Here is a 24491-nt window from a genome sequence, read left to right as displayed (position 1 = left end):
ACGCTTTCGGTCGCCATGGCGGCCAAGGTATCGCAGGGTTTATCGGAAGGACGGCAACATGAATCTGCAAAACATTGGCGTGATCGGCGCTGGCACCATGGGCAACGGCATCGCGCAAGTCTGCGCCCTCGCCGGCTTCAACGTGACCTTGCTCGACATCAGCGAAAGCGCTTTGCAAAAAGCCCTCGCGACGGTCGGCAAAAACCTCGATCGGCAGATTGCCAAGGACACCCTGACTACCGAACAGAAAAACCTCGCCCTCGACAAGATTCGCACCAGCACCGATTACAGCAGCCTGCACAACGCGCAGCTGGTGATCGAAGCCGCCACCGAAAATCTCGACCTGAAACTGCGGGTGCTGCAACAGATTGCCGCGCAGGTCAGCGCTGATTGCGTGATCGCGTCCAACACCTCGTCGCTGTCGATCACCCAGCTCGCCGCCAGTGTCAGCCAGCCTGAGCGATTCATCGGTCTGCACTTCTTCAACCCGGTACCGGTGATGGGCCTGATCGAAGTCATTCGCGGCCTGCAGACCAGCGACGCCACCCATGCGCTGGCACTGGACATGGCCACCACCCTGGGCAAAACCGCGATCACCGCCGGCAACCGCCCGGGGTTTGTGGTCAACCGGATTCTGGTGCCGATGATCAACGAAGCGATCCTGGTGTTTCAGGAAGGCCTGGCCAGCGCCGAAGACATTGACGCCGGCATGCGCCTTGGCTGCAACCAGCCCATCGGCCCGTTGGCGCTGGCCGACCTGATCGGCCTCGACACCCTGCTGGCGATCATGGAAGCGTTCTACGAAGGCTTCAACGACAGCAAATATCGCCCCGCGCCGCTGCTCAAGGAGATGGTGGCCGCCGGTTACCTGGGACGCAAAACGGGGCGCGGCTTCCATGCCTATGCCTGAGCGTTGCTCGCGTTTCGCCGAATACCGCGACAAGGTGCTGGAACTGTTCGCCTGCAAGGGTTTCGGTCAAGTCGGCATGCGTGAGCTCGCGACGTGCCTGGGGCTTTCCCCGGGCTCGTTGTATCACCATTACCCGAGCAAACAGCACCTGTTGCTGGACCTCATCGAAGAATTCTACGAAGAGTTGCTGGCGACACTGGGACGTATCCCGCAAAAGGCTCCGGCCAAACGCGACCGACTCAACAACCTGATTCGCGCGCACATCAATTTGCACCGCGACATGCCGTGGCATTTTCGCCTGGTGGAACGCGACAGCGGCTGCCTGAATGAAGAGCAGCAGGCACGAGTCCGGCAGTTGCGCGAGCAATACGAACGCGCGTTGCTGGTGGTGCTCGGCGCACGCTCGCGCTTCAGTGAATCAGGCCAACTGGCGGCCGGGCACGCCATTGCCTCACTGCTCAACAGTGCGCCCAGTTGGCTGACCACTCATGCCCTGGATGAGCACGAGCACTATGAATTGCTGGAGAACCTGGTGAGCGGTGCCATCGAACGCCTGCTGGCGCCAAGGCGTACGGGCGAAGCGATAAGCATCAGCCGATCTATCGAAAAAACATCTAACAATATTCAGGCAGCCGCCGCGTTTTAGCGCTTTGCTGTCCCCGGTCAGAACATCAGAATTCATCGCGCCAAGCGATGTCCGAACCGATGTGCACCTTCATTGACCGGGAGCAGCACCATGAAAATCAATCCCTACCTTATCTTCAACGGCGACTGCAAAGCCGCTTTCACCTTCTACGAGCAATGCCTGCAAGGCAAGATCGAAGCGATGATGGCCTTCGGCGAAACACCTGCCGCCGAGCACGTCCCGAAAGACCATCATCACCTGATCATCCACACCTGCCTGAAGGTCGTCGATCAGATGCTGATGGCATCAGATACCACGCCCGACCGCCCCACCCAAGGCATGAGCGGCTGCTCGATCTCGCTGAATGTCGACAGCATCGCCGAAGCCGAGCGGGTGTTTAAGGCGCTGGCCGATGGCGGCACAGTGGAAATGCCACTGGACGCCACGTTCTGGGCGGCACGCTTCGGCATGCTGGTCGACAAGTTTGGTGTGTCGTGGATGGTCAACTGCGAAAAGGACCAGTGACATCACCTGTCTGTTGCACGCCTGAAACAGCCCAAGCTGAAAGGTTTGGGCTTTCTGGCAACTCCCCGGCCGTCTGCTACCGTCAACATACCGTTCCCTTGTAGCCATGGCCTGCAAATCGTCAACGGTCGGAAACTCAAAGGGATTGTCATCAAGTACCGGATATAGCCGGGCCAGAGGTGTTGCACGAACCTTTCGTCGCAAACCGAATTGCCTAACGCCATACACCACTGTGTCTGGCTTACGGCTTGCACAGGCGGAGCGTCGCTGCCCGGAATGACATAATTCTGACACGGCAGCACCTCAAACTAACGCTTAACGACTCCAGCGAAACGCTTGGTCAGTCACCGGAGATGTAACGTGTCAACTCTCAATGAAATCGCAGCGAACCACGCGAGAATGGCCAAGGCAAAAGAGTTGGAGGCGACCGGGTTGGGCGAGCGACAGATTCAGATTGTGGGTAGTTTTGAAATCCCCTCCATGGAAAACCAGCAGCCAGTCGTGTCCATGCACCTTGTGGCCGGTGCGCAGGAAAACGCTCTGAGTTCAGCGTACCCGCTCAACCACTAGCGCCAATCCAGATAACGAAACAGTTCTTCCTCCTGCGCGAAGTGCAATTGCACGAGGGTGTCGTAAACGTTGGTTTGGGATGTCCCGTTCGTCTATTACATCCCTCTTCCCGAGAATCCGGTGCGGGTCAGACGCCACGCCGCCTATCCTTAGTGAGTCATCCCTATTGGCGTCACTTCTCATGTCGAATGTCCGGACGTTGCAAGTACATGTCCTGAAAGCTGCGTGTTCGAACTGCAGTGTGATGGAGTTGTGCCTGCCCATCGGTATGACGGGTCAGGAAGTCGAGCGTCTGGACAGGTTGATCGTGCAACGTTTCAAGGTCAAAAAGGGCGTGGCACTTTACCGGGCTGGCGATCCGCTGCGCTCGCTGTATGCGGTGCGCATCGGCTCGTTCAAGACCAGCATTCTGTCGGTCGATGGTCGCGAGCAAGTCACGGGGTTCCAGATCCCCGGCGAAATGCTCGGTCTGGACGCTATCAGTACGGACTTGCATGCGTGCAACGCGGTTGCGCTTGAAGATAGCGAGGTCTGCCCTATCCACTTTGCTCATCTGGAAGAACTGGCCCATGAACTGCCGTCCCTGCAGCACAGCTTCAACAAAGTCCTCAGCCGGGAAATCGTGCGCGATCACGACATGTTAATGATGCTGGGCAACATGAACTCGGACGAGCGCCTGGCAGCCTTTCTGCTGAACCTGTCGCAACGTTTGAAAACCCGTGGATATTCATCGACGGATTTCGTGTTGAAAATGCGCCGCGAGGAAATCGGCTCCTATTTGGGGCTGCGCCTGGAAACCATTTGTCGTGGCATCGCCCATCTGCGGGATCAAGCACTCGTGGAAATTTCCGGCCGTGACGTCAAAATTCTCGATCTGGAGGGTCTCAAACAGTTGATTGCCGGCTGCCATCGCCCTCCTGCCTGTTGATCCCGGTCATCCTGTGCGCGCCATGGTTTTACACTCGCCCGGTCAGCCGCTGCGACGCGAAGAGCGGCCCATTCCGACACCCGGGGCCCATCAACTGTTGATCAAAGTCCTGGCCTGCGGCGTCTGCCGCACCGATTTACATCTGGTCGACGGTGAATTGCCTCAAGCGGTGCTGCCCCGGGTGCCGGGGCATGAAATCGTCGGTGAGGTCGTAGCGGTCGGCCCCCATGCAGCCGCAGAGCGCATCGGCCAGCGGGTGGGTGTTCCCTGGCTCGGCTGGACATGTGGGCAGTGCGCATACTGTCAGAGCGGACGGGAAAACCTCTGCGATCAGGCCCTGTTCACCGGCTGTCATCTGGACGGTGGTTACGCCGAATACGTCGTGGCCGACCAACGCTTCTGTTTCCCTGTTCCGCAGGCCCTTTCCATCACTGAAGCTGCACCGCTGCTGTGTGCCGGGCTCATTGGCTTTCGTGCCCTGCAAATGGCACAAAGTGCCCGCCACCTCGGGTTTTATGGTTTTGGGGCCGCAGCCCATCTGGCCATTCAAGTCGCGCGGGGACGAGGTCAAGAGGTGTACGCTTTCACTCGACCGGACGACACCGAAGGACAGGCGTATGCCCGATCCCTGGGGGCGACATGGTCCGGCTCGTCGGACCAGACACCTCCGCACCTGCTCGATGCCAGCCTGATTTTCGCGCCGGTGGGGGCGCTGGTGCCACTGGCGCTGGCCGCCACTGTCAAGGGGGGCTGCGTGATTTGCGCCGGCATTCACATGAGTGACATCCCGGCCTTTCCTTATCGGTTGCTATGGGGCGAGCGTAGCGTGCGATCGGTGGCCAACCTGACCCGCGACGATGGCACCGCGTTTTTTAAAGAACTGCAGCAAACGCCCGTGCACTGCGACACCACTCGGTTTTCCCTCGACGATGCCAATCAGGCACTGGCGCTGTTGCGCAGCGGTCAGTTCAACGGCGCGATCGTGCTAGTGCCGTGAGACGCCTTCGGCTACTGCGTGATCCCCCGTGCACGGTCATTGCTTTGCACCTAGCGCCGCGATGTACCGGGCGGCTCGCTGGATCGCAAAATAGTCGGCCAGTTCGGCAATCTGAGTCTTGGTCAAATGGGACAATCCTCCCCTCCTCACTCAAAGGGACAAGCGCCTGGCCAGTTCGTCATGGGGTTGCCACAGGGCGTTAATGCAGGCCTCTTCGTCCTTTTGCGTAACGGGTTCAAGGGCCATCGGTTCAAGCAGGTGTTTGTTGACCATGGCCAGGCGCACCAGGCCATTTTTGTCGACCAGGTGATGGGCCACGCATTCACACAACGACCGAGGCAGAGTGTCAGGAAGGGAATCTATCTCGGCATTCTCAAACTCGACCTCCAAACGTGCCGTGCACGTGTTGACCAAATCCTGCACCTCGTGAGAGGCGAAGTTCAACACCATCAGATAGCCTGCCATCAACGCCACCGAGACCGACAGCAAGAGGGTTGCCTCACGCTTCCAGGAACGCAGGCCCGTCCCGTGAATGCACCTGTGCGCCACCACTCTGCTCCAGTCCTGAACCGCGTGATAACGGTTGAAAAACTTGTGGTTTGACATGGCGGGTTCTCTCAGCATTTTTATCAGAACAATGGCGCTCACTGAAAAATGCCGTTTGATCTGGATCAAGCCGGGCGCACAAACGGCGGTCGCGTTGGGGGGCGCGCGTCATGCACCTGCGGTGAGGTCGATGCCGGGGAGTTCGACACTGTCGCGATACTCCGGCACCGACACCGACCACCCCAACTCCAGACTGATGCGCCGGCGCAGCACATCCGACGCGTTAGGTTCCCCATGGACGACAAAGGTATGTTTTGGCGGTCGTTTGAACCCACGCAGCCACTGCATGATTTCATCAGCATCGGCGTGCGCGGACAGTGTTTGCATCGGTACCACTTCGGCGCGGATCGGCACGTCCTTGCCGTGGATACGCACCGAAGAAACTCCCGCAACAATTTGCGCGCCACGGGTGCCACCGGCCTGGAAGCCAGGCATCAGCAGTGTGTTGATCGGATTGGGCGCCAGTGCCTTGAGGTGATGGATCACCCGCCCTCCTGTCGCCATGCCGCTGGCGGCAATAATCACCGCCGGGGTGCGTTGCTGATCAAGTGCTCTCGACTCATCGACCGTGTGTACGAATTGCGCCACATGGCACATGCCTTCGCAGTCTTCCAAGGATAATCTGTGCTCGTTCCGGAAGCGCTGGTACAACAGCGTGACATCAGTGGCCATCGGACTGTTGAGGTAGATTGGAATATCGGGAATCGCCCGTCTGCGCTTCAACTCATACAGGTGGTACATCAGCAGCTGAGCGCGCCCGACTGCGAACGATGGCACCAGGGTAATCCCTCGGCGCAGTGCCGTGCGGGTGATGATGTCGGCCAATTGCGCCTGTGGCGCTTCGACCGGATGTTGACGATCACCGTAGGTCGACTCCACCAGCAGATAATCCGCCTCCTCGACCGTTTCGGGCGCAAACATCAATGGATCGTCCGGCCGGCCCAAATCCCCTGAAAACACCAGGGCCAGGCCGCCGGCGTTCACTTCCACTGTGGCGGCCCCCAGAATATGCCCGGCGCCAGGAAACAGGAGGGTCATGTCCGGGAGGATTTTAACGCTGTGGTGCAACTCCACCGGCCGCAACAGTTTCAGTGCTCGCTCAGCATCTTGCTCGGTGTAAAGCGGCAGCGCCGGGCTGTGCTTCGAGAAGCCATGCCGGTTGGCGAATTCCGCTTCCTCTTCCTGCAAGCGGCCGCTGTCCAGCAGCAGGATTTTCACCAATTCACAGGTGGCGGGCGTGGCGTAGACCGGGCCGCGATAACCATTGCGCACCAGTACGGGCAGATAGCCGCTGTGATCAAGATGGGCATGGGTCAGCACAATGGCATCGAGGTCGCTGACCGGAAGCTGGAACGGGTCGCGATTGTGCAGTCGCAGTTGCTTGTACCCCTGGAACAGACCGCAGTCGATCAGCACATGTTGGTTGCCATGTTCCAGCAGATACTTGCTGCCCGTGACCGTACCCGCGGCACCTAGAAATGTGATTCGCATGGCCGTTGCCCTTGAACATTCAGAGGAGCGCTATTGATCGCTCCTTTTGGCCCAGGGGCAGTTGATTTTTATCAAGTGCTGGCTCGATGGGGCCTCGTTCAACCGGATGAGCGTAAAGGCTTGACGATCATCAAACTGCACGGGGCCCGGTTCAACAGGCTCTCGACGGTATCGCCAATAAACCGTTCAGGCGCCTGGTGATAAACCGTGCCCAGCACCACCATGTCGAAGGCATGCTGTTGTGCGAACAATCCAATGACCTTGTGGGGAATACCCGTCAGGAGATGTCGATGTGCATCCTTGACGCAATAGCGCTCGGCAAGCACATCGAAAGCCTCTTGCTGAGTATCTTCAATCGCGTCCCTGAAGCTGTCATCAAGACTGCCTGTCGGCACACTCTTCAGTGCATCGCTGATTTCTGACCAACGACTGACGTTAAGCAAGTGCAGCTCGGCGCCGCAACTGGCTGCCAGGGTCGAGGCCAGATCGACTATTCGGTCATTCAAACCCTGCGTCAACTCTTCCAGATGGGACAAATCGATCGCCGCCAGGATTTTCAATGGTTTGGGATTTCTGGCACTGGTCACCAGATGCAGGTGCGCCGGACACTCGCGCAGCAGGCGCCAGTCCAGGGGGCGGTGAAAGGCTCGGTCGAGCGCTGGCACGTAATGCGTGTCCTTGATCACCAGGTCCGGATGGAAGTCACTCACGTATTCCAGCAGATTGGTCAGGCTTGACCTCGCCCAGACCACTTCGGTGCTCACTTGCACGCCGCCACATCGGTAAAAACGGGCCTGCTGCTCCAGCCAATGACGGTGCACTTGCAAATAGCCTTCTCGTGCCTGGGCCATCGCGTCGTGATCCAGCAGCCCGGCTACCGCCAACGCCTGAACATAATCGAACGCGACAAAGTGCAACAACGCCCCGGTTGCGCACGCCAGGGCATGTGCGCGCTCAAACGCCGGTGTGTGTGTCATTTCGCTGGGGGCTATCAATAGAATGCGTTTGAGCTTGAACATCACGTACCTCGCCCTGAGTCCTGTCTGCCTGTTGATCTTGGGTCTCATGCCGAGGGGGAACCTGACTTTTATCAACGAATCAGCCCATGATTGGCTTTGGCGATATTTCACCCGTGGGCGACATCAAGTGATTGACCGGGTTGGTGCTTATCACCTGGACCGCTTCCTTTGTGTTTCTGGAAATGCAGAAATACTGGAAACGCAAATAGCCGCTATCGCGGTCGAATCACCTCAATGGGCGTCCGTCCTCCACAGTGCATCGACTAGCTGTCGAGCCGGGTCGTGCCATCCAACGCGGTACACATTCGAGCTAAACTGCCAGAACGCAGCATGGCGCCTGATACAAGATGTGCTCGGTCGTGCTGCCCAGGAGTTTGTCCAGACCATGGGACTGGACTCTGCCCATCACGATCACATCCACGTTGTGTTCATCAGCAAACTCACTCAACACCTTGACCGGATGTCCGTCGATGAAATGTCGACGGTCTGCGGGCACACCGAACTGTCCTGCCAACCGAAGGAAAGACTTTTCCAGGTCCTTGCGCAGCGCTTTAGTCAGGTCCGCGAGCGTGAGGCCGTCCATGTGCCCCAGAAAAGCAGCCGAGATATCGCAGGCGAAAAGCAAATGCAGCTCGGCATTGCACTGCATGGCAAGACGGCAAGCCTGCTTGATGATCCGGTCATTACGTTCGTCGTCAGCTGACTCGACCTCCGATACTTCGACTGCCGCGACAACCTTGCGGGGTAAGCCCAAGCCACTGCCGCCGACCAGATAAACCGGTACCGGACAGTGACGTAACAATTGCCAGTCCAACGGCGTGAAAAAGGCCCGCTTGAGCACCGAGGAGTGGTCAATTTCCTTGATCAACACGTCCGGCTGCATGTCCGTGACGTGATCAATGATGTCTTGCTTCATGTCCTGCGCCCACGTGACCTCCGTGGTCACCTCAATTCCCCGGCCGCGCAGGTTCTGCGCCTGAACCTCCAGCCAGCCGCGATGGTCCTGCAGGTATTGCTCGCGAGCCAGTGTTCGATCGCCCTCCTCAAGCAGCGATAACCATTTGATCGAGGGGATCAGCGCGGCGATATGCAAACTCGCGCCGCTGGCCTTGGCCAGTGCTGCTGCATGATTCACGGCGGGGGAATGACGCAGCGCCGGATTGATGATCAGTAAAAGACGTTGATATTGCCCCATCACACACCTCCGTTCGACTCCAGCCATGCAGCGCCGGCATGGTTGAAGACTGCACGTGATCCCTTCGTGCGGCTTGATTTACATCAAGCACAAGTAAATCAATGGCGCCGGCACCGGAGTCTGATCCAGATCAGATTCAAGCATCGACAGCGGTGTAGAAAGGATTCAAACGCGGTTCCTTTGCCGCGAGCCAACCTTTCAAACCGCGCTGGAGGAAACACCCCATGCTTACCGTCAAAGACCACAATGATCGGGCAGCAGCCGCCTACGCTGCGGTTCACGGCCAATACTGGATCGAAGCACTCAAGGACGGTCGTCACGTGCTGATTCGACCGCTGGCGGAAAAGGATCGCGACCGTGAATATGCCTTCATCAAACGACTGTCTCCCGAATCCCGACACATGCGTTTTCTCGCGCAGATCAACGAGCCCGGCGCTGCGATGCTCAATCAGTTGATGGACACTGACAATAAACAGCGTGTGGCCTATATCGCCCTGGTCCATGACAACGGGCAACTGATCGAGATCGGCATCAGCCGTTACGCGGCCACCCGCGAGCATGAGTGTGAATGTGCAGTAACGGTCGCTGATGAATGGACTCATCTGGGGCTGGGCACATTACTGATGGAGCATCTGATCAAGGCAGCCCGCAAAAACGGCTTTCGCCAAATGTATTCAGTGGACTCGTCCAGCAATGCCCCCATGCGCGATCTGGCCAAGGCGCTCGGCTTCGAAACGCACAATGATCCTGACGACAGCCGTCAGGTGATCCATCGGCTTTACCTGTAGAAAGTCGCCCCGCGATGTGCCGGCCAACGGTTCATCGCGGGGCCTCAAGCCCTCACGATTGCAGCATTTTTCCCGGTTTGATCGCCAGTACACTGCACGGTGCCCGATGCAACAGTTGCTCGGCCGTGGTGCCCAGTAGTTTGCTCAACCCCTTGTTTTGCACCGTGCCCATGACGATGACATCGATGTCGTGCTCACTGACAAACTCACAAATACCCGGCACGGGGGCTCCCTCCATGAAGTGCCTGCGCTCCGGTGGCACGCCGTGGCGTTCAGCAATGGCCGCAAATGCTTCATGCTGGGCCGTTCCCAACATTTCATAGATCCCGGTGGCCAACGGCAATGCGCCAAAACCCATGTCCTGGACATATACAGCCGTCCAGTCATACACATGCAACAGTTCAAGATTGGCATCACAGAGCGCCGCCAGCTTTGCGGCTGCATCGATAATCTGGTCATTGAACACAAGGTCCTGATTCTCATCTCGCAGCACATCGATGATGGCCAATACGTTGCGAGGCCGGGCATTCAACGGCGTGGTCACCAGGTGCACCGGCACAGGACAATCGCGCAGTAATTGCCAATCCAGCGGGGTGAAAAACACGCGCTTGAACGCCGCCTCTTCCTGAGCATCCTTGATGATCAGCGTCAAAGGCATCTCATTGATGAAGTTCAGGATCTCCTCGAAAGGATGCTGGACCCATACCACCTCGCTGGTGACCTCCACGCCGTGTTTGCTCATTAATCCGGCCTGATCGGCGAGCCATTGGCGATGGGTTTGCAGATAGCCCTCACGGGCCAGCGCGAATTGTTCCGGGGCGAACAACCCGGCCACCGCCAGGGCCTGTGAATAGTCGAACGCCACGATGTGCACGGGCAATTGCATCGCCAGCGCCAACGCCGCGGCCCGGTCGAAGGCCGGGGTGCGGGTCATGGCAGGCGGGGCGATCAAGAGTAAACGTTGAGTCTGAGACATGGGGCACCTCGGCACGCGACCATTTCAATCCACTAACACAGAGGCACAGATTGATCGCTGCCAGTTTTGAGCATTTGATTTTTCTCAGTGACGCGCGCGATATCAGTCAGGCCATTCCCATGTCTGCCCCCATCGCCAGTGTCAGCAACACTCGGCCAGACATGGGGCGCCTCGATACGTGCCTTGAGCAGGCCGACAAATGCCTGCGCTTCTCCCTGGCTGTTGAAGCTCACTTTAAAGTCATCCATGCACACGACCCAGCAATGGCTTGCCGGTTTCTGCGCGATACCAATGATCATAGCGACCTCCGTATTGCTTCGAGAGTCATGCGCGAACAGCCTCTGGCGTTATCGCGACCTTCATGACACCGCCCGTTGGTGGGCAAACAATCCACGAGCCCAAAGACTGCGCCGCAGAGACGGACGAAATATTGATAATGGTCAACAATTGGGTCATGGATTGAAGTCCGGATGACCGCACGTCGGGCAAGACCATCCTTTCCCTTCGATTTGACAAAGATCAAACCCGCCGCCCTGAACAGCGGCAGGCTAGGTTCAAGGCTTCACTGCCCAAGAGCACCGCAGCCATCGGGGCAAGCGATTACCTACCGGAGATCTGTCATGTCCGATCAACTACGCTACATGCTGGTCGTCTCACCGCTGATGGAAAACAGCCCTGCCTTCGACCGGGCCGCCGCCTTGGCCAAAGCTTCAGGTGCTGCCCTGCACATCGTGGCGTTCGATTATCTTGAAGGGCTGGCGACTGCCGCAATGGTCAACGAACAGGCGCTGGAACAGATGCGACTGAGCTATGTCGAGCGCCATCGTCAGTGGCTCGAAGACCAGGCCCGCCCCTTGCGCAAGATCGGTGTGCAGGTCACCACGGAAGTCGTCTGGGTCGAAAGACCCTTGCAGGAGATCCTCATTCATCTCAAAGAACAGCCGATGGCCGTATTGATCAAGGCCCTGGAGCGCGAATCGCTGCTGTCACGCCTGATGTTTACCCCGTTGGATATTCACCTGCTACGTGAATGCCCGGTGCCCCTGCACTTCGTCAGTCATTTGCACAATGTTTTACCGCGCAAGATCGTCGCCGCCGTTGACCCGTTTCATTCCGATGACCAATACAAGGGCTTCAACGACAGAATCCTGCGTGAGGCCTCCAAACTGGCGAGCACCTGTAATGCAGTGCTGGACGTGATCTACGCCCACGACCTTTCCAGCATCAGCGCGGACGAATTCGGTTTCAGCAATGGCTCGGCATTTTTCTCCACGGCAAAAGCCAAGACGTTATTCGATGCGCAGGCTGATGCGTTTCGCGACCTTTCTGAACGCAATGGCATCCCGCCGGAACACCAGCACATGATCATGGGCAATCCCGCCAAGGTGCTGTCCAGCTATGTGCAGGCCTATGACACCGATGTGATTGTCATGGGACGAATCGGTCACCACGGCATGGAGCGGTTGGTTGGCAGTACGGTGGAACATCTGCTGTACAAGCTGCCCTGCAGCGTGTGGGTGGTGTCCCCGGAAAAAATCTGAATGATTGCCAGTCATCCATTCCCTGTATCGACTATCTAGCGCTGTCGCGCAAGGCAGCGATCACATGGCATCGTTGCTGGAGGTGGCACCCTGCGGTGGGCCGGCAGCTTCGCGCAGATACTTGCCGTTAACCCAGCCAGTGAACTTCTGTTTGAGGCCTGCCTCGATTTTGCACCAGCGGCCGGAACCGGACGGTTTGCAGCCCAGGTTGCGTACCCGGTCGCCAATCGATAGCGTGCCGATGATCTCCTTGCCTGTACCGGGCTCACTGCGCACGTTGAGAGTTTCGCCGCGAGAGAGATTGGCGACGTCCCAATAATCGGGACCACCGGAAAACCCGTCGGCATAGTCGCTCGTGCCGCCCTTCGTGGCTTGCAGGGAATCCTCGTGAACACCTTGCGCAGCCGCGCAAGTCACCCCAAAGAGCGCCATAACTGCCATGAACGCGATGGTGCGCATCTCTGTACCTCCTCATCTATTTGAGTGGATATCTGGTCGATGGCGCGACGGCAACCAGTGTACCGCGTCATAGACGAACCGATATGGATGATTCGGCCACGCTCTTTCATGTTGCGAACAGCTTCCTGAGTTACGACGAATACGCCGGTCACGCTCACCGCGATCATCCGCTGGTAATCTTCGAAACTGATAGCTTCGATTGGACCGCCGAGGGACAAACCTGCGTTATTGACCAACATGTCAATGCCACCGTAGATCTCTACAGTGCGGGCAACAGCAGCACGCACGGCGGCTGCATCACCAGCGTCGGCCAAGATGGCGTTGGCACGACCACCTTCGTTTTCAATTGCCTTCAACCTCTTGGGCCAAGCTGCCTTTGCTCAAAGTTGCTGCACGCGTGGCGCGGAAATCCCCTCCATATGAGCTAGATCAGTTGGAGTCAAAATTGAATCGCTATACTCGACCGTCCTGCATCGATCCAAGGTTCGTCCTATGACTGACTCGCTCAGCGCTCAACCAGACGTAGTCATTATCGGCGGGGGCCAATCAGCCTTGGCTACAGCATATTTTCTACGCCGCACACCTCTTTCGTTCATCATCCTCGACGCTGAGGAAGAGCCCGGAGGTGCCTGGCGACATGGCTGGAACTCGCTGCGTCTATTCTCCCCGTCCACTTGGAGTTCGATGCCCGGCTGGATGATGCCACCCGCGCAAGATGGATACCCGACACGAAATCATGTGATCGAGTACCTCAACCGGTACGAACAGCGCTACCAATTCCCGGTTGAGCGTCCGGTACGGGTCACGTCTGTTGAACGTACGGAATCTGGCCTGCGTGTACGCTCTGCCGACAAGCATTGGGATGCCAAGGTTGTTGTCAGCGCTACAGGTACCTGGAGCAATCCTTATATACCTCACTACCCCAATGCCGAGCTGTTCGCCGGGTGGCAGTTACATTCCGCGAACTATGTCGAGGCACAAGCGTTTGCGGGCAAGAAGGTGTTGGTGGTTGGTGGCGGCAACTCCGGGGCACAAATTCTGGCCGAAGTCTCAAAGGTCGCTGAGACCACGTGGGTCACCCCGGTTGAACCGATGTTCTTGCCTGACGATGTGGATGGGCGGGTACTGTTCGAGCGTGCAACCGAGCGCTGGAAAGCTCAATTGGCGGGACGGGTCATTGAGCAGCCAGTGGGTGGGCTGGGCGATATCGTCATGGTGCCACCCGTTGTCGAAGCCCGAGAGCGCAATGTTCTCAAGTCTGTACGACCTTTCGAACGTTTCACTCGCAACGGGGTTGTTTGGGGCGATGGTTCCGAATCTGCGGTGGATGCGGTGATTTGGTGCACCGGATTTCGGCCAGCCCTTCAGCATCTGGATTCACTGGGGGTGGTCAACACCGAGGGCCGCGTTGAGGTCGAAGGCACCCACTCGATCAAAGAGCCAGGGCTGTGGCTGGTCGGTTACGGCGAGTGGACAGGTTCGGCTTCAGCCACGCTGATCGGTGTGACACGAACGGCACGGAGCACAGTCAATGAGATCGTAACTTTTCTCGCTGATCAGTCCACCTGAAGTGCACGTAGCGCAAAGAAGTTCACTCCGTCCCCTCTGACGGTTTTATATCGCCTCGGCATGCCTGGGTAAGGCGATAGAAATTAGGGCGGCGAGCAACACGAATGCGCTCGATATCCACAAGCACGCTTCCAGCCCATACACCTGATAAACCCAACCGGAAAGCACCGTGCCGATCAACCGGCCCATCGCGTTCGACATGTAATAAAAACCCACATCCAGCGACACCCCGTCTTCCTTGGCGTAGGACACGATCAGATAGCTGTGCAACGACGAATTCACCGCGAATAGCGCGCCAAAGACCATCAGTCCGCCGAGCAACACCACCTGTTGCGATAGCCCGGTGTTCAGCCCGAGAGCAATGGCCGCAGGCAGACCGGCCAGTGCCAGCGCCCACAGAAATGCCGCACGACCATCCGGTACGTGCCCACGTTTCTTTCCAGTGATGTGGGGCGCGAAGGACTGCACGATGCCGTAGCCAATCACCCAGGCCGCGAGGAAGCCGCCAACCTTCCAGAAGTCCCAGCCGAACACGCTGCTCAGGTACACCGGCAACGCCACCACAAACCAGACATCGCGGGCGCCGAACAGGAACATCCGCGCCGCCGAGAGGATGTTGATCGCCCGGCTCTTGGACAGGATGTCGCGAAATTTTGGCTTGGCTTTGGCCTTGCCCAGATCCTTTTTCAACAGGATCAAACTGCTGATCCAGATCAACGCCAGGACACTCGCCATGGCCAGCAAGGCGCCTTTGAAGCCGATCAATGCCAGCAAGGCTCCGCCCAGAAAGAAGCCGACACCCTTGAGTGCGTTTTTCGAGCCAGTGAGGATTGCTACCCACTTGTACAACTGCCCCTGCTGCCCATCCGGAACCAGCAGCTTGATGGAGCTTTTGGCACTCATCTTGTTCAGGTCTTTGGCGATCCCGGACAGTGCTTGAGCGCCCATCACCCACGGGATGGTCAGCCAGGCTACCGGAACTGTCAGCATCAGCAGCGCCACAACCTGCATCCCCAGCCCGATGTTCATGGTTCGGTTCAGGCCCAGCCGGGCGCCGAGGTAGCCACCCACCAGGTTGGTGATCACGCCAAAGATTTCATAGAACAGAAACAACGCCGCGATTTGCAGTGGGCTGTAGCCCAGCGCGTGAAAGTGCAGCACCACCAACATGCGCAAGGCGCCGTCGGTGAGGGTGAAGGCCCAGTAGTTGCCCGTCACGAGCAGGTACTGCCGCACTTCCGGAGCGAGGGCTGACAACGCTTTCATGACCGCTCCTCAGACTGCCAGACCAACCATTTTGGCCAGTTCGACGGTGCGATTGGCATAACCCCATTCGTTGTCATACCAGGCATAGAGTTTGACCTGGGTGCCGTTGATGACCATGGTCGACAGCGCATCGATGATCGATGAGCGCGGGTCGGTACGGTAGTCAATGGACACCAGCGGACGCTCCTCGAAACCGAGGATATCTTTCAGTTCATTCTCGGAAGCGTCCTTGAGGAACTGATTCACCTCTTCGACCGTGGTGGCACGCTCGACTTCAAAAACACAGTCAGTCAGCGAAGCATTGGCCAGCGGCACGCGTACGGCGTGTCCATTCAGGCGCCCACGCAGCTCCGGGAAGATTTCCGCAATCGCGGTGGCCGAGCCGGTGCTGGTCGGGATCAGGCTCATGCCCGAAGCACGCGCACGGCGCAGATCCTTGTGCGGCTGATCGAGAATGCTTTGGGTGTTGGTCAGGTCGTGAATGGTGGTGATTGAGCCGTGGCGAATGCCCAGCTTCTCGTGGATCACTTTCACCACGGGCGCCAGACAGTTGGTGGTGCACGAAGCGGCGGTAACGATGCGATGTTCAGCAGAGTCGAACAGGTGCTGGTTGACGCCCATGACGACGTTCAGCGCGCCTTTTTCCTTCACCGGAGCGCAGACCACCACACGCTTAACGCCCTGATCCAGGTAGGCTTGCAACACCGCCACGGTTTTCATCTTGCCGCTGGCCTCGATCACCAGATCGCAGCCTGACCAGTCGGTATCGGCAATCGCCTTGTTGGCCGTGACTTTGATCCGCTTACTGTCGATGACGACGCTGTCGCCTTCAGCGCTGGCTTCGTTGTTCCAACGGCCATGCACCGAGTCGAAGTTGATCAGGTGCGCATGGGTCGCCGCATCACCTGCCGGATCGTTGATCTGCACGAATTCGAATTCTGGCCAGCCCCAGGCTGCTCGCAGCGCGAGGCGACCGATCCGACCAAAACCATTGATACCAACTTTGATAGTCATGTTGTTGTGCTCTGTATCTGTTGTCAGTGGGAGTTCGACTGGGCGTCAAACTGGCCGATGTATTCAATGTGGGCAGGATGCTGAATGGCACGCGGACGCAGCGACTGAACTTCGCGGATGGCATCGCTGAATGGCACACCGCTTTCGATCAACAGTTGAGCCGCGATCAAACCGGTACGGCCCGAGCCGCCCTTGCAATGGATGGCAATGGTTTTCCCTTCGGTCAGCAACTGCTGGAGTCGCGGATGATGCTGTTCCCATGCGGCTTTGAATGCTTCGCCAGGCGCTTGATCGTCTTCTACTGGCAGGTGAAACCACTCGATGCCTAGCATTTGGCATTCTTCGGGCAGCAGGTCGATCTCGTTCTGACGCAACTCTTCGGTCGGCATCAGCGTCAGCAGCGCCGATGCACCCGCGTCCTTGAGGGTTTGTAGCGCCTCGAAAGGCTTGGTGCCCTTCGTGCCTGGACACGGGGTGAAGATCAATTGGCCATTGAACTGTGCCAGGGGCAGTACGGAGTATGGGTGTTGTTGCACGTTGAAAAATCCTCAGATGGAGCGCTGATTGACACGTTTCATGAGTTCTTCCGCTGACTCTTTGCGTTCGGAATAACGATCAACCAGATAGTCCTGGCGGTCGCGAAGCAGCAGCGTGAATTTCACCAACTCTTCCATCACATCAACGACACGGTCGTAGAACGGAGAAGGTTTCATCCGGCCGTTGTCGTCGAACTCCATATAGGCCTTCGGCACGGAGGACTGGTTGGGGATGGTGAACATGCGCATCCAGCGTCCCAGCACTCGCAGCTGATTGACCACGTTGAACGACTGCGAGCCACCGCATACCTGCATGACCGCGAGGGTTTTTCCCTGGGTCGGGCGTACCGCGCCCATGGCCAGTGGCACCCAATCAATCTGCGCCTTGAACACCGCGCTCATGGAGCCGTGACGTTCTGGAGAGCACCAGACCTGCCCCTCGGACCACAGCATCAGCTCGCGCAGTTCCTTCACACGGGGGTGATCGTCGGGAGCGTCGTCTGGCAGCGGCAAGCCTGAGGGATTGAAAACCCGCGCCTCGGCGCCGAAGTGCTCCAGCAACCGAGCGGCTTCCTCTACCAGCAGACGACTGAAGGAGCGCTCACGGGTCGATCCGTACAGCAGCAAAATGCGCGGCTTGTGGATGGAGGTCTTTTCGATACCGAGTTTGTCTGTCGATGGGAGATCAACCAGTTCGGTATCGAGTTGGGGCATGTGGTCATCAAACATAGTCGTTGTCCTGCGCAACAGCGCTCTTGGGTTCATCGAACCAGCGGCGTTTCAGCCAGAGGGCCACACCGACCAGGGAAATCAGTACCGGCACTTCCACCAACGGACCAATCACCGTGGCAAAGGCGACCGGGGAAGCCAGGCCGAAGGTGGCAATGGACACGGCAATCGCCAGTGCGAACATCAGCACCGGTCCGATGACCCAGTTCTGGACCAAAGACAAAACGAGGATGCGCTTGTCCTTGAAGACCTCCGGCAGCTCCTCATAACGCGCGAGAATCCATAGCGTCAGGTAACGGTCCAGGAATGAAAGGCGGCCTTTACTCATGATCATTGCTCCTGTGGTCACAGCGTGCCAATCAGGGCCAGCTCTGCCTTGAGCTGTTCGGCACTCAGTTGGGATAGCGGTAAAGCCAGGAAGGCTTCAATACGGGTTTTGATCTGCTCCAACGTGGCTTCAAAAGCCGCCGCGATCTCTTCCTGAGTTCCGTGGTATTCCGAAGGGTCAGCCAGCCCCCAGTGGGCCTTGGTGGCCGGTCCGAAAAATACCGGGCAGGCCTCACCTGCAGCCTTGTCGCACACCGTGATGACAAAATCGGGAGCCAGGTTCACATGGACATCGCTGGACTTACTCAACAGCCCGGCTGTCGAAATACCTGCTTTCTCCAACGTTTTTAGACTCAGCGGATGCACTTCACCTTTGGGCTGACTGCCCGCGCTGTAGGCTTTCATGCCTTCCGGTGCCAAGTGATTGAAGGCTGCTTCACAAAGGATGCTGCGGCAGCTATTGGCCGTGCAGAGGAACAGGATTTTCATCGAGCGATCTCGTAGTCGAAGGCGGAATCAGGCGGTTTTGCTTTCACAGCACACGGCTGCCCGTTCAGGACGGTCACCCATTTCATCAAGGCGTTTGGCATCAGCGCTTAACCAGTGCTTGTTGCTTTCGAGCGCAGTGGTCAGCACCTGATGAACCCAGTCAGGGAGATTCGGGTGCAGTCGGTAATACACCCATTGGCCTTGCCGACGGTCCGACAACAGGCCGCAAGTACGCAGTTGCGCCAGGTGCCTGGAGATTTTTGGCTGACTCTCGTTCAACGCGCAGGTCAGCTCGCAAACACAAAGCTCTCCTTCACGGGTGATGAGCATCATCGTGCGAACCCGAGTATCGTCAGCCAGGCATTTGAAAACAGTGGTCGGTGTCAGATGGTCAGCCATATCGCTTCTCAGTGTTTGTTTTTGACCAAGACGAACATCTTGATGCGCTCATGAATTTCGTGAAGCGTGTGACGGAAGGCGTCGGGTTTGGTGCTGGTGGCCGGATCCTCAAAACTCCAGGCCAATGCCTTACCGGCTCCAGGTAAAGACAGGCATTCCGCTGCGGCTTTATCACACAAGGTGATGATGTAATCGAAACGCTCACCACGAAACTCGTCTATCGACTTGCTACGTAATCCTTCAGTGCTCACACCGATATGTGAAAGCGCTTCAAAGGTGCGCGGATCTACCGGAGTCGGAGTTGTGCCGGCGCTGAACGCCTCGAAATGCTCCGAATCGGTATGCCTCAGCAACGCTTGGGCCAACTGAGAGCGTGCAGCGTTTGCGGTACAGACGAACAGGACACGGGCTTTGCTGGTCATTGTGAAATCTCAGCTTATATGCGGCTTAACGAATATATGTTTTTCCGTATGCGAGGTAAAGGGTCAACGGCAGATTAATCCATCAAAAGGATTGGAGCCCGCCAAGCACCTTCAATGAAAGCTTTGTATTACGGCGCTAGCCAGCCTTCCGTGTCTCTTCAAATATCTGCGGCGGTGTATATATGGTTTCTGTAATGAATCTGTCACTCACGCAGAAATAGGTCGCTCCTTGGTTCAAGGACTACCTGGACGTGCAAAAGAAAATAAGAAGGACAGTTGACGAACGCACTTGTCACTTCAGAGCATTGCCTTGGCACGGGGAGCCTCCGGACATGAGATCGGAACACAATTGCGCCTTCCGGATGGCAACGCCACTGTGAGTTAGCAGCGGATTTGGCACCGACCAGGACCTTGCAAGAGATTCCGAGCTGACCGCTAGAAGCCGCGGCCGACGGATCTTTCGAGGGTTCAGCGGCACTCAATCGGTGCCAACTACCTGCAAAATGGTTTGTCACCAAAACAGCAAGAAGTCGGGTGAATTTGCGGTTTGTTTGGCACTGCGGTTTGGGCCCAAAAACGTCGAATTTGGAGGTAAGAAGCAGGCTCTCGGACGCGATGGTTTGATTCCAAATCGGCCCCTGGGCCTTGTGATCAAAGGGTCTTCAGAAGGCCCACAGCCCGTCAGCAATCAATTCGAATAGATGCGCCCTCCCCGCGCTCTGTTCCGTTTCCCTAGCGCACAATCGGAAGTCCGGCCTAAAGGTGCTTCCGTTTGTCTTCAAAGGCACGGCCCGCGTGACGTACAGCCTGTTTCGCGGATGTTGGATGGTGACCTTTAAGAACGAAGAATCGGAACTGAGCTTCCAGGGTTTAGCGCCGCGGAGCCGGTGAGGAAAAACGCCCTAATCGCCCGGAAACAGGGTTTTTGGCAAGGCTATCTGACATGCGAAAAAGCTGAGAAAGAAGATAAATATCAAACAGGATTGGTGCCAAAGACAGCGCGAGAAAGGGCCAAAAGCGGCGCGAACTCACATAAATGTGTGGGGTATTTTTCAGACATGAAAAAGCCCAACCTTTTAAGATTGGGCTAAGTCATTGAAAAATATGGTCGGGACGGAGTGATTCGAACACTCGACCCCTAGCACCCCATAAAGGTGAACCGTATTCCAAACCAGTCTTAATAAATCCAACAAAATCACCTAAAGCACTGTATTCATTGGATCATTACAGTTTACACAGTCCAACCGCTTCCGATAGCATTCTACCAAAGCCAGCGAGAAACGGTGACCCAACGGTGACCATCTAGAGCCTGGCCTTTCTGGGGAAGCGAAAGTGGCGACGATCACCGACAAACAGATGAACGCAAAACCAGCCAAACCTACCTGGCTGATCGAGGATGCCCCTCGCGGCTGCGGCCGATTCATGGCACGTCTTCGCCCAGATGGCGAGCGGCTGTTTTACTTCAGGTATACCGACACCAGCGGTGGAAGGGTGTTTCTGCCCATAGGTGCATATGACGCCACTGGCACTGATGGGCTTACCCTTAAGGAAGCAAGAACTAAAGCTGGAGAGTGGTCACGCCTCTACCAAAGTGGAACTCGCAACTTACGTGAACATCTGGATGCCGAGGAAGCTGCCCGTATCGCAGCCCGAGATGGTGAATTGGCACGACTCACCGCCGAGAAAGCAGAAGCCGAAGCCGAGCAAGCTCGCCAGGCGGCACGCAAGACTGTTACCGACCTATTCGAGCACTGGGCTAGGGTTGATCTCATCAACCGCAAGGACAAGGGTGCAGAGGCTCGTCGGATGTTTGAAAAGGACGTTCTGCCCTTCTTGGGCGACTTGGCTGTCGCTGATGTGAAAAAGGGTCATATCACCGAGGTGACAGATGCCCTCCTCGCTCGCGGTGTAAACCGTATGGCTAAGATGGTTTTTTCGCTAATGCGCCAAATGTTCCGCTTTGCCGTAGACCGCGACCTAATCGAGCACGATCCCAGCGCCAGTATTCGAAAAGCTAAGATAGGTGGCAAAGACACCGAGCGCGATCGAGTGCTGAGTGATGATGAAATCAAGCTGCTTGCTAAGAAAGCCCCTGATGCGGGGCTGCAGGTCACCACCGAAGCTGCAATCTGGATTGCCCTATCGACCTGCTGTCGAATTGGTGAGCTCCTGAGCGCCCGATGGGAGCATATCGATCTAGAGCAAAGCACTTGGCTGATTCCGTCCGAACATAGTAAAAACGGTAAACCGCACAGCATCATCCTTTCAGACTTTGCCATTAGCCACTTCAAGCGCGTAAAGCAGATTAATAGCCTGTCACCTTGGTGCTACCCGAACACCTACATAACTGACCATGTATGCCCTAAAACGGTAACCAAGCAGTTGGGAGATCGCCAGCGCCTTCCGGAGCAAGGCTCCATGAGCCGACGTAGCGCCAAAGCCCAAGCACTGTTGCTACCAGGCGGAAAGTGGACGCCTCATGACCTGCGGCGTACAGGCGCGACGATTATGACTGCTATTGGTGTGCTTCCTGAAGTGGCTGAACGGTGCCTCAACCACACAGAGGAAAACAAGGTAAAACGCACTTATCAGCGTCATAGCTATGCTAAAGAAATGGCGGAGGCTTGGGAAGTTCTCGGCAAGCATTTATCCAGCCTGATATATACAGCCACTCCAACCGCCCTGAGAAAAGACTAGCACCGCTACACAAGGACACGATTACAAATGAAAAACAAAGGGCTTGTTATATCAGTAACTGAATTTCTTGAGGAGCACAGCATCTCCGAAAGTGAATTCAAAGACAGAATTGAAAAGCTGCAGATCCCCCTTCTATGCCGCTGCCCAAGAACGGTTGCAGTTCATGTATCCGGCTCGGTTATCATTCTAAATGACAATGAGCCAAAAACAGCACAAGGCCTATCAAAGCAGCATAAAGGTACGCTTTTTTGCGCAGATCACGATTATCACTCAAAAGTAGATTTAGACATAAAGTTTCTTTCCATAAGCGTCACCGACTGGGAGGAAATAGCAAACTATGGCGAGCTTTCAAAATACAACTTCAACCTCTCCGCTTTTCATGAACGCGGAAAAGGCCTCGCGCAAGCATCGGCACATGAGCTGTTAAAGACAAGCTTAAAACCACTTCCAGCCCTGATAATAGACTCAGCTTTCTTTATCACCTCAAGAAATTCACCCGACAAGCTGGAAGAAATAATAATTAGAAAGACTGACATACTCATAAGAAAAGAGAACTCAAATAGAATCCTTGAAACAATAGCAGACACCGACAAAGAACAGAAAAATATCGAGCGCCAAGAATGGGAATCAGACAACCTTTTCGAGTTAAACAAAGCCTCAGATGAATTCATCCCCGAAGCAAATATCGCCTCACAGGAAGAGCGAAAAGAACTTATCGATAAAATAAAAAAACACCTAGAGAAAAAATACAACTCAGCTGGAAAAGACGTATTCGAACAATCCGCCTTCGCAATATTACCCGACAAGCACTACCATAAAATAAAGTCAACAAAGATGCCAATTGGCGAAGCCTTAACTAAATACCCAGAACATGCATCCACCGCACTAATTCTTATCAATGAAGCGGCAAAACACTTCTGGCAAGAGAGTCAAAAAACAATTCAAAAAGCTCCAACTAAAAGAACAGTCATGATAGAAACTCTAAAAAGCTCAGACTGGGGTTTCACGGCAAAGCTGGCTGCCGCAGCAGCTACCATCATCAGCCTAAAGTCCAGAAACTAATAGGCCATGAGACATGCCTAGATGGCCACGTGAGGAGCCGCCTGATCAGGCCCAGGGGCTCTGGGACGCCCTCTCTTCACAGACTTCAGCTTAGGCATATTTCCTCTGAAAAATGTTCTACCGCTTTCAGGGGATAGGCGTATCCAATAATCCACCTTGGTCAGGTAGGACGCCACCCTATTCTTCAAAGCGCTTACCCTGTCCAACTGATTAAAACTGATCATACCTATTCCAAGATATCTATATTTATCCTTGACTGCATTACAATTGAAATAGCGTCCTGCTCCCGCCGTAATTGAGTCTCGCCAATACTCACCAACAATTCTAGCCAGAACCCCATCCTGGCGATGATTTGATCCATTATAAAAAAGTAACAAATGAAAGTGAAACCCCTTTAGCTGACCATACTCCAGCTTACAAGCAAACCCTAACAACCCATCAACTGGAATTCCCTTGTGTAGATCTTTCTGCATTTTTGCCCAATGTACCTTTACCTTTTTAACATCGCCATAAAAATCCTCACGACCACTTACAAAGCCTGACTGATAAGACAAATCAACACGCACAACAAGCATCCTAGAGTGCTGGGCAAAAAGAGCGTCTATATAACCTTCCAAGCTGTTCACTCGCTTAAAGGACGCTTTACGGAATCGTTTCAAAACGGCTTTAAAAGCATCACTGGACAGCTCCAACCGTGCAAACTCTACGAGATCATTCATTAGACCTAAAAAAGCCTCAGCAGCTCCACTGCGTAAAGTCCGCCAGACTCTGAGCGAATGAAGATCATCAACTCGATCAACACATCTGAAAAAAACCTCCACATAAGGATTAACTTCATGAGAGGGGAAGTACTGTTCAAGCATTCCTTTTCCCCTCCTTAGCTTGTCAACAAAATAGCGACCAAGCCTCTCAGGCTTAACCTTTACCCCGTCGCGTTTACAAGTAAATGAAGAGAATAAATACCCCTTGCTACCAGCAAGCTCACACATTAACTTCTCAATAGATCGCAACTCCAACACCAAGCTTTCCTCTACCCTTAAAACAGGAAGCCCTCCGACTTCCTCAACCATAAGATCTAACGCACCTCCAATATCGATCCAATCAACTTCATCTATCACTCACTGATTCCTCAAGAAGCCAGCAGCATGGCTTTGGGGAGCCATGTTGCTGACAAATGATCAGTTGACATCACAACCGCCAACTATTGCATGATTAATTTAATTAATTAACTGACTAACTAAATATTAGATATATTATTTGAATTAAACCAACAACCAAACTACAAACCTAACAACTTAATTAAATAGTAATACATATTCAAACAATAGACACCTTGAACATGCACCCTATA

28 protein-coding genes and 1 pseudogene are annotated in these 24491 nt (G+C 55.6%); 12 read left to right on the top strand and 17 right to left on the bottom strand.

The genetic code is table 11. From position 1 onward, the window contains the following. The first annotated feature begins 58 nt into the window (after nucleotides 1-58). The 6 genes from M5G20_RS01845 (at nucleotide 59) to M5G20_RS01820 (ending at nucleotide 4555) form a co-directional block, all read left to right on the top strand. A complete protein-coding gene (locus M5G20_RS01845) occupies nucleotides 59-910 on the top strand; it encodes a 3-hydroxybutyryl-CoA dehydrogenase (protein WP_075945782.1) in 852 nt (283 codons plus the stop codon). Further along, nucleotides 897-1556, top strand: coding sequence for a TetR/AcrR family transcriptional regulator (locus M5G20_RS01840; RefSeq protein ID WP_273917623.1), 660 nt, complete (start codon nucleotides 897-899; stop codon nucleotides 1554-1556). The genes M5G20_RS01845 and M5G20_RS01840 overlap by 14 nt, the downstream gene beginning before the upstream one ends. A 90-nt stretch (nucleotides 1557-1646) precedes the next feature. After that, nucleotides 1647-2060 carry a VOC family protein gene (locus M5G20_RS01835; protein ID WP_273917622.1) on the top strand — a complete coding sequence of 138 codons (414 nt, stop codon included), beginning with the start codon at nucleotides 1647-1649 and terminating at the stop codon, nucleotides 2058-2060. A 360-nt stretch (nucleotides 2061-2420) separates the two neighbouring features. Next, nucleotides 2421-2630, top strand: a complete 210-nt coding sequence (locus tag M5G20_RS01830; protein WP_273917621.1) for a hypothetical protein — start codon at nucleotides 2421-2423, stop codon at nucleotides 2628-2630. A 181-nt stretch (nucleotides 2631-2811) separates the two neighbouring features. Beyond that, nucleotides 2812-3558: a fumarate/nitrate reduction transcriptional regulator Fnr gene (gene fnr, locus M5G20_RS01825; RefSeq protein ID WP_273917620.1), complete on the top strand. Its 747-nt coding sequence runs from the start codon at nucleotides 2812-2814 to the stop codon at nucleotides 3556-3558. Nucleotides 3559-3571: 13 nt separating this feature from the next. Beyond that, nucleotides 3572-4555, top strand: a complete 984-nt coding sequence (locus M5G20_RS01820; RefSeq protein ID WP_273917619.1) for a zinc-dependent alcohol dehydrogenase family protein — start codon at nucleotides 3572-3574, stop codon at nucleotides 4553-4555. 150 nt (nucleotides 4556-4705) lie between these two features. Here M5G20_RS01820 and M5G20_RS01815 read toward each other — a convergent pair whose 3' ends face one another. From M5G20_RS01815 to M5G20_RS01805, 3 genes are all read right to left on the bottom strand, one after another. After that, the gene (locus M5G20_RS01815) at nucleotides 4706-5230 is read right to left on the bottom strand and encodes a hypothetical protein (RefSeq protein ID WP_273917618.1); all 525 of its coding nucleotides are present in this window, start codon (nucleotides 5228-5230) and stop codon (nucleotides 4706-4708) included. A gap of 39 nt (nucleotides 5231-5269) precedes the next feature. Next, nucleotides 5270-6652, bottom strand: coding sequence for an MBL fold metallo-hydrolase RNA specificity domain-containing protein (locus M5G20_RS01810; RefSeq protein WP_273917617.1), 1383 nt, complete (start codon nucleotides 6650-6652; stop codon nucleotides 5270-5272). 98 nt (nucleotides 6653-6750) lie between these two features. Beyond that, nucleotides 6751-7671, bottom strand: a complete 921-nt coding sequence (locus tag M5G20_RS01805) for a universal stress protein (RefSeq protein ID WP_273917616.1) — start codon at nucleotides 7669-7671, stop codon at nucleotides 6751-6753. A 74-nt stretch (nucleotides 7672-7745) separates the two neighbouring features. Between M5G20_RS01805 and M5G20_RS01800 the strand changes: the two are divergent. Further along, nucleotides 7746-7880 (top strand): annotated as a pseudogene (locus M5G20_RS01800) (two pore domain potassium channel family protein); the annotation flags it as partial. A gap of 101 nt (nucleotides 7881-7981) precedes the next feature. On the opposite strand, the gene M5G20_RS01795 reads toward M5G20_RS01800, so the two are convergent. After that, complete coding sequence (locus M5G20_RS01795; protein WP_273917614.1) at nucleotides 7982-8866, bottom strand: universal stress protein; 885 nt, start codon at nucleotides 8864-8866, stop codon at nucleotides 7982-7984. Between the two features lie 224 nt (nucleotides 8867-9090). On the opposite strand from M5G20_RS01795, the gene M5G20_RS01790 reads away from it, so the two are divergent. Then, the gene (locus M5G20_RS01790) at nucleotides 9091-9654 is read left to right on the top strand and encodes a GNAT family N-acetyltransferase (protein ID WP_150733475.1); all 564 of its coding nucleotides are present in this window, start codon (nucleotides 9091-9093) and stop codon (nucleotides 9652-9654) included. A 52-nt stretch (nucleotides 9655-9706) separates the two neighbouring features. Here the strand turns inward: M5G20_RS01790 and M5G20_RS01785 are convergent, their stop codons facing one another. Together M5G20_RS01785 and M5G20_RS01780 are read right to left on the bottom strand one after the other, a co-directional pair. After that, nucleotides 9707-10630, bottom strand: a complete 924-nt coding sequence (locus tag M5G20_RS01785) for a universal stress protein (protein WP_273917613.1) — start codon at nucleotides 10628-10630, stop codon at nucleotides 9707-9709. A 32-nt stretch (nucleotides 10631-10662) separates the two neighbouring features. Then, on the bottom strand, nucleotides 10663-10929 hold the full coding sequence (locus M5G20_RS01780; RefSeq protein ID WP_273917612.1) for a hypothetical protein: 267 nt from the start codon (nucleotides 10927-10929) through the stop codon (nucleotides 10663-10665). 321 nt (nucleotides 10930-11250) lie between these two features. Between M5G20_RS01780 and M5G20_RS01775 the strand changes: the two genes are divergently transcribed. Continuing rightward, on the top strand, nucleotides 11251-12171 hold the full coding sequence (locus tag M5G20_RS01775) for a universal stress protein (RefSeq protein WP_273917611.1): 921 nt from the start codon (nucleotides 11251-11253) through the stop codon (nucleotides 12169-12171). Nucleotides 12172-12231: 60 nt separating this feature from the next. On the opposite strand, the gene M5G20_RS01770 is transcribed toward M5G20_RS01775, so the two are convergent. Further along, complete coding sequence (locus M5G20_RS01770) at nucleotides 12232-12630, bottom strand: SH3 domain-containing protein (RefSeq protein ID WP_273917610.1); 399 nt, start codon at nucleotides 12628-12630, stop codon at nucleotides 12232-12234. Beyond that, on the bottom strand, nucleotides 12585-12944 hold the full coding sequence (locus M5G20_RS01765; RefSeq protein ID WP_443218281.1) for an SDR family oxidoreductase: 360 nt from the start codon (nucleotides 12942-12944) through the stop codon (nucleotides 12585-12587). Before M5G20_RS01765 ends, M5G20_RS01770 begins: the two co-directional genes overlap by 46 nt. Nucleotides 12945-13122: 178 nt before the next feature. Between M5G20_RS01765 and M5G20_RS01760 the strand changes: the two genes are divergently transcribed. Beyond that, a complete protein-coding gene (locus M5G20_RS01760) occupies nucleotides 13123-14199 on the top strand; it encodes an ArsO family NAD(P)H-dependent flavin-containing monooxygenase (protein ID WP_273917609.1) in 1077 nt (358 codons plus the stop codon). A 45-nt stretch (nucleotides 14200-14244) separates the two neighbouring features. On the opposite strand, the gene arsJ is transcribed toward M5G20_RS01760, so the two are convergent. From arsJ to M5G20_RS01720, 8 genes are read right to left on the bottom strand one after another with little or no spacing between them, the layout of a single operon-like run. Then, the gene (arsJ, locus tag M5G20_RS01755) at nucleotides 14245-15465 is read right to left on the bottom strand and encodes an organoarsenical effux MFS transporter ArsJ (protein ID WP_273917608.1); all 1221 of its coding nucleotides are present in this window, start codon (nucleotides 15463-15465) and stop codon (nucleotides 14245-14247) included. A 9-nt stretch (nucleotides 15466-15474) separates the two neighbouring features. Next, nucleotides 15475-16479 carry an ArsJ-associated glyceraldehyde-3-phosphate dehydrogenase gene (locus M5G20_RS01750; protein ID WP_273917607.1) on the bottom strand — a complete coding sequence of 335 codons (1005 nt, stop codon included), beginning with the start codon at nucleotides 16477-16479 and terminating at the stop codon, nucleotides 15475-15477. Between the two features lie 23 nt (nucleotides 16480-16502). After that, entirely contained in the window at nucleotides 16503-17015 is a 513-nt protein-coding gene (locus M5G20_RS01745) for a cyclin-dependent kinase inhibitor 3 family protein (RefSeq protein ID WP_273917606.1), read from the bottom strand. A gap of 12 nt (nucleotides 17016-17027) precedes the next feature. Further along, entirely contained in the window at nucleotides 17028-17744 is a 717-nt protein-coding gene (gene arsH, locus M5G20_RS01740; RefSeq protein ID WP_273917605.1) for an arsenical resistance protein ArsH, read from the bottom strand. Further along, complete coding sequence (locus tag M5G20_RS01735) at nucleotides 17737-18072, bottom strand: hypothetical protein (protein WP_273917604.1); 336 nt, start codon at nucleotides 18070-18072, stop codon at nucleotides 17737-17739. The genes arsH and M5G20_RS01735 overlap by 8 nt, the downstream gene beginning before the upstream one ends. A gap of 17 nt (nucleotides 18073-18089) precedes the next feature. Continuing rightward, entirely contained in the window at nucleotides 18090-18560 is a 471-nt protein-coding gene (locus M5G20_RS01730) for an arsenate reductase ArsC (RefSeq protein ID WP_273917603.1), read from the bottom strand. Nucleotides 18561-18587: 27 nt separating this feature from the next. After that, complete coding sequence (locus tag M5G20_RS01725) at nucleotides 18588-18959, bottom strand: metalloregulator ArsR/SmtB family transcription factor (RefSeq protein WP_273917602.1); 372 nt, start codon at nucleotides 18957-18959, stop codon at nucleotides 18588-18590. A gap of 8 nt (nucleotides 18960-18967) precedes the next feature. Beyond that, entirely contained in the window at nucleotides 18968-19381 is a 414-nt protein-coding gene (locus M5G20_RS01720; protein ID WP_273917601.1) for an arsenate reductase ArsC, read from the bottom strand. Nucleotides 19382-20713: 1332 nt separating this feature from the next. Here M5G20_RS01720 and M5G20_RS01715 point away from each other — a divergent pair. Next, the gene (locus tag M5G20_RS01715) at nucleotides 20714-22078 is read left to right on the top strand and encodes a site-specific integrase (RefSeq protein WP_273917600.1); all 1365 of its coding nucleotides are present in this window, start codon (nucleotides 20714-20716) and stop codon (nucleotides 22076-22078) included. 27 nt (nucleotides 22079-22105) lie between these two features. Continuing rightward, on the top strand, nucleotides 22106-23140 hold the full coding sequence (locus M5G20_RS01710; RefSeq protein ID WP_273917599.1) for a hypothetical protein: 1035 nt from the start codon (nucleotides 22106-22108) through the stop codon (nucleotides 23138-23140). A gap of 17 nt (nucleotides 23141-23157) precedes the next feature. Here the strand turns inward: M5G20_RS01710 and M5G20_RS01705 are convergent, their stop codons facing one another. Continuing rightward, complete coding sequence (locus M5G20_RS01705) at nucleotides 23158-24258, bottom strand: YagK/YfjJ domain-containing protein (protein ID WP_273917598.1); 1101 nt, start codon at nucleotides 24256-24258, stop codon at nucleotides 23158-23160. Nucleotides 24259-24491 lie beyond the last annotated feature (233 nt).

The organism is Pseudomonas sp. TNT2022 ID1044, assembly GCF_028656895.1.
Classification (GTDB): Bacteria; Pseudomonadota; Gammaproteobacteria; order Pseudomonadales; family Pseudomonadaceae; genus Aquipseudomonas; species Aquipseudomonas reinekei.
Note: the sequence above shows the minus strand (reverse complement) of the source record. Positions and strands in the feature narration are given on the sequence as shown.

Coding starts and splice junctions, on each gene's coding strand:
- M5G20_RS01845 (WP_075945782.1), top strand. CDS start 59: ATGAATCTGCAAAACATTGGCGTGATCGGCGCTGGCACCATGGGCAAC.
- M5G20_RS01840 (WP_273917623.1), top strand. CDS start 897: ATGCCTATGCCTGAGCGTTGCTCGCGTTTCGCCGAATACCGCGACAAG.
- M5G20_RS01835 (WP_273917622.1), top strand. CDS start 1,647: ATGAAAATCAATCCCTACCTTATCTTCAACGGCGACTGCAAAGCCGCT.
- fnr (WP_273917620.1), top strand. CDS start 2,812: ATGTCGAATGTCCGGACGTTGCAAGTACATGTCCTGAAAGCTGCGTGT.
- M5G20_RS01810 (WP_273917617.1), bottom strand. CDS start 6,652: ATGCGAATCACATTTCTAGGTGCCGCGGGTACGGTCACGGGCAGCAAG.
- M5G20_RS01805 (WP_273917616.1), bottom strand. CDS start 7,671: ATGTTCAAGCTCAAACGCATTCTATTGATAGCCCCCAGCGAAATGACA.
- M5G20_RS01795 (WP_273917614.1), bottom strand. CDS start 8,866: ATGGGGCAATATCAACGTCTTTTACTGATCATCAATCCGGCGCTGCGT.
- M5G20_RS01790 (WP_150733475.1), top strand. CDS start 9,091: ATGCTTACCGTCAAAGACCACAATGATCGGGCAGCAGCCGCCTACGCT.
- M5G20_RS01785 (WP_273917613.1), bottom strand. CDS start 10,630: ATGTCTCAGACTCAACGTTTACTCTTGATCGCCCCGCCTGCCATGACC.
- M5G20_RS01780 (WP_273917612.1), bottom strand. CDS start 10,929: ATGATCATTGGTATCGCGCAGAAACCGGCAAGCCATTGCTGGGTCGTG.
- M5G20_RS01775 (WP_273917611.1), top strand. CDS start 11,251: ATGTCCGATCAACTACGCTACATGCTGGTCGTCTCACCGCTGATGGAA.
- M5G20_RS01770 (WP_273917610.1), bottom strand. CDS start 12,630: ATGCGCACCATCGCGTTCATGGCAGTTATGGCGCTCTTTGGGGTGACT.
- M5G20_RS01760 (WP_273917609.1), top strand. CDS start 13,123: ATGACTGACTCGCTCAGCGCTCAACCAGACGTAGTCATTATCGGCGGG.
- arsJ (WP_273917608.1), bottom strand. CDS start 15,465: ATGAAAGCGTTGTCAGCCCTCGCTCCGGAAGTGCGGCAGTACCTGCTC.
- M5G20_RS01750 (WP_273917607.1), bottom strand. CDS start 16,479: ATGACTATCAAAGTTGGTATCAATGGTTTTGGTCGGATCGGTCGCCTC.
- arsH (WP_273917605.1), bottom strand. CDS start 17,744: ATGTTTGATGACCACATGCCCCAACTCGATACCGAACTGGTTGATCTC.
- M5G20_RS01735 (WP_273917604.1), bottom strand. CDS start 18,072: ATGAGTAAAGGCCGCCTTTCATTCCTGGACCGTTACCTGACGCTATGG.
- M5G20_RS01730 (WP_273917603.1), bottom strand. CDS start 18,560: ATGAAAATCCTGTTCCTCTGCACGGCCAATAGCTGCCGCAGCATCCTT.
- M5G20_RS01725 (WP_273917602.1), bottom strand. CDS start 18,959: ATGGCTGACCATCTGACACCGACCACTGTTTTCAAATGCCTGGCTGAC.
- M5G20_RS01720 (WP_273917601.1), bottom strand. CDS start 19,381: ATGACCAGCAAAGCCCGTGTCCTGTTCGTCTGTACCGCAAACGCTGCA.
- M5G20_RS01710 (WP_273917599.1), top strand. CDS start 22,106: ATGAAAAACAAAGGGCTTGTTATATCAGTAACTGAATTTCTTGAGGAG.